The 2,946-nt window shown below is 61.3% G+C and carries 3 protein-coding genes; all 3 read right to left on the bottom strand.

All coding sequences use genetic code 11. From position 1 onward, the window contains the following. Positions 1–58: 58 nt before the first annotated feature. Complete coding sequence (gene rpmE, locus BN1189_RS09190; protein WP_040227616.1) at positions 59–280, bottom strand: 50S ribosomal protein L31; 222 nt, start codon at positions 278–280, stop codon at positions 59–61. Between the two features lie 189 nt (positions 281–469). After that, a complete protein-coding gene (rho, locus tag BN1189_RS09185) occupies positions 470–1,753 on the bottom strand; it encodes a transcription termination factor Rho (protein WP_040227614.1) in 1,284 nt (427 codons plus the stop codon). A 102-nt stretch (positions 1,754–1,855) separates the two neighbouring features. Beyond that, positions 1,856–2,821: a class II fructose-bisphosphatase gene (glpX, locus tag BN1189_RS09180; protein ID WP_040227613.1), complete on the bottom strand. Its 966-nt coding sequence runs from the start codon at positions 2,819–2,821 to the stop codon at positions 1,856–1,858. Positions 2,822–2,946 lie beyond the last annotated feature (125 nt).

The following is a 2,946-nucleotide window of genomic DNA, read 5'->3' as shown; positions in this document are numbered from 1 at the left end:
TCCCGTGCAATTAAAAACCCGCCTGGACGGGGTGTCCGGGCGGGTAGGGTTGACGAAATTATTCTTCGTCGCGGCCTTCTTCTTTGAGGCCGTATTTTTTGTTGAAGCGGTCGATCCGGCCGTCGGCTGCAGCGAACTTCTGGCGGCCCGTGTAGAACGGGTGGCATGCGGAGCAGACCTCAACGCGGATGTCTTCTTTTACGGAACCTGTTTCGAACGTGTTGCCGCAAGAGCAAGTGACCGTTGCTGTTTTGTAGTCCGGGTGAATTGCAGTTTTCATGAATTGTTTCTCCTCTCGCCCTGAACCATCCGGAACAGAGTTTTTATTATGGGTACTGCAGCCTTACACGGTCATACAGGCGAACCGTATATGCTGTCAGATAATCGCAACCTTACATGTCTCATTATAACACCGCCCGAGCTCCGGTGCAATCAATTAATTTCACCCGTTCGGACGGGTACGCGGCTCTTACAGCAGCCCTTTCCCGCCCCGCTTTTCCTTCATTTCCTTGTCGAGCCGGCCGAAGAATTCTTCGTTGTCCTTCGTATTCCGGAGTTTCTTCAGGAAGCGCTCGGCGAAGTCCGGGTTGTCGGAGAAGGTGCGGCGGATCGCCCACAGTTTCTCGAGGCGGTCTTTCGGGATGAGGAGCTCCTCTTTCCGAGTGCCGGAGCGGCGGATGTCGATGGCCGGGAAGATGCGGCGTTCCGCGAGATGGCGGTCAAGGTGGAGCTCCATGTTGCCGGTGCCTTTGAACTCTTCGTAGATGACGTCGTCCATCCGGGAGCCGGTTTCGACGAGTGCGGTCGCGAGGATTGTCAGGCTGCCGCCTTCCTCGAGATTCCGCGCTGCGCCGAAGAACCGCTTCGGCCGGTGGAGCGCCGCGGGGTCGATCCCCCCGGACAGCGTGCGGCCGCTCGGCGGGAGGACGAGGTTGTATGCGCGCGCGAGCCGGGTGATCGAGTCCATGAGGATGATGACGTCGCGCTTGTGCTCGACGAGGCGCATTGCCCGCTCGAGCACAAGTTCGGACACTTTGACGTGGTTGTCCGGCGTTTCATCGAATGTCGAGCTGGCGACGTCCGCCTTGACGGACCGCTCGATGTCGGTCACTTCTTCCGGCCGCTCATCGATGAGCAGCACGATGAGCTCGGCTTCCGGATGGTTTTCGGTGATGGCGTTCGCAATTTCCTTTAACAGCTGCGTCTTCCCGGCTTTCGGCTGTGCGACGATGAGACCGCGCTGGCCGAAGCCGACCGGCGCGACGAGGTCCATGATCCGGGTCGACAGCTTGCCGGGCTCCGTCTCGAGGCGGATCTGCCGGTCGGGGTAAAGCGGCGTGAGCGCCGGGAAGTGGACGCGCTCTTTCGCGGTTTCCGGGTCTTCCCCGTTCACGGCGTTCACCTGGAGCAGGCCGTAATACCGCTCGTTCTCTTTCGGCGGGCGGACTTTCCCGCTCACTCTGTCGCCGTTTCGGAGATCGAACCGGCGGATCTGGGAAGCGGAGATGTAGATGTCTTCCGAGCTCGGGGAGAAGTTGATCGGGCGCAGGAAGCCGTAGCCTTCGGTCGGGATGATTTCGAGGATCCCTTCCATGAAGGAGTATCCTTCCTGTTCGGCCCTCGACTTGAGTATGGCGAGGACGAGTTCCTTTTTCGTCAGTTTGCTGTAATAGGAAATGTTGAATTTCCGGGCGAGGCCGTACAGTTCCTTCAAGGTCATGTCCTGAAGGCCGGCCAGCGTCTGTTCCGCCACGGGCGGTCACCTCTTTCGGTTGGTTGGGGTCCGGGACGTCCCGGTTCGGGGGGAATCAAATAAGAAGGAGATGCCCGGCGCAGCACGCCGGGCATGGGTGGATCAGTATTCCATTACATAACGCGGTTTTTTCTTCAGGCTGTGGCGCCCTTCGACAAACCGGACCGTGCCCGACTTCGCGCGCATGACGAGCGAGTGGGTCGAGCCGTAGGAGCCTTTGAACTGGACGCCCGAAAGGAGTTCCCCGTCGGTGACGCCGGTCGCCGCGAAGATCGCATCGTCGCCGCGGACGAGGTCTTCCATCCGGAGCACCGTGTTCACTTCGATGCCCATTTTGCGGCAGCGCTCGATCTCCGTTTCATTCGACGGGACGAGACGGCCCTGGATCTCGCCGCCGAGGCATTTCAGGCCGACCGCGGCGATGACGCCCTCCGGCGCACCACCGGAGCCGAACAGGATATCGACGCCGGTTTCGTCGAACGCGGTATTGATCGCGCCGGCGACGTCCCCGTCGTTGATGAGCTTGATGCGCGCGCCGGCTTCGCGGATTTCATGGATGATCTTCGAGTGCCGGTCGCGGTGGAGAATCGTCGCGACGACGTCCTCGATGTCTTTGTTCTTCGCCTTGGCGACCGCGCGGAGGTTGTCGATGACCGGCGCGTCGATATCGACCTGACCGACCGATTCGGGGCCGACGGCGAGTTTTTCCATATACATGTCAGGCGCATGGAGCAGGTTGCCGCGGTCTGCGACGGCCAGGACGGCGAGCGCGTTCCAGCCGCCGGCCGCGACGATGTTCGTGCCTTCGAGCGGATCGACCGCGACATCGACGGCAGGGCCCGAGCCTGTGCCGAGTTCCTCGCCTATGTAGAGCATTGGCGCCTCGTCCATCTCACCTTCGCCGATGACGACGACACCCTGCATCGGGATCGTATCGAACACTGTCCGCATCGCGGTCGTCGCCGCGTCATCGGCTTCGTTTTTCAGGCCCCGGCCCATCCAGCGCGCCGAATTGAGCGCGGCGGCCTCCGTTACCCGTACAAGTTCCATTGATAAACTGCGTTCCATCATGGTCATCCTTTCCGTCCCCGGACGGGGGTTCCGTTCATTCGTCGTTGCATGCGGGAGACAGGACCGGCATCAGCCCGGCCGTCCCGGACCGCCCGCCGCCTCGGCGGGGATCCGCTCCTTGC

Origin of the sequence: Bhargavaea cecembensis (genome assembly GCF_000826125.2) — a bacterium.
In the GTDB taxonomy this organism is placed as follows: Bacteria; Bacillota; Bacilli; order Bacillales_A; family Planococcaceae; genus Bhargavaea; species Bhargavaea cecembensis_B.
Note: the sequence above shows the minus strand (reverse complement) of the source record. Positions and strands in the feature narration are given on the sequence as shown.